1 pseudogene is annotated in these 248 nt (G+C 64.9%); it reads left to right on the forward strand.

The features are described from left to right. Positions 1-248, forward strand: a pseudogene (cca, locus tag M2D63_RS25950) (multifunctional CCA tRNA nucleotidyl transferase/2'3'-cyclic phosphodiesterase/2'nucleotidase/phosphatase); the annotation flags it as partial.

The raw sequence follows: 248 nt of genomic DNA on the forward strand, positions 1-248 counted from the left end.
CACGGCTACGGTGGTTTCACGTTCCACGCCAGCCCCGAGGTACCCCTCGAAGACGACCTGATCCGTCGCGACCTGACCATCAACGCCATGGCCGAGGACGACCAGGGCAGGGTCTACGACCCCTATCACGGCCAGAAAGACCTAGAATCCCCAATCTTGCGCCATGTTTCCCCGGCGTTTGCCGAAGATCCCTTGCGCGGACTGCGCGTCGCGCGCTTCGCTGCCCGCTACGCCGGGCTGGGGTTCAG

The sequence above is a fragment of the Pseudomonas sp. BJa5 genome (assembly GCF_030272875.2).
GTDB lineage: Bacteria > Pseudomonadota > Gammaproteobacteria > Pseudomonadales > Pseudomonadaceae > Aquipseudomonas.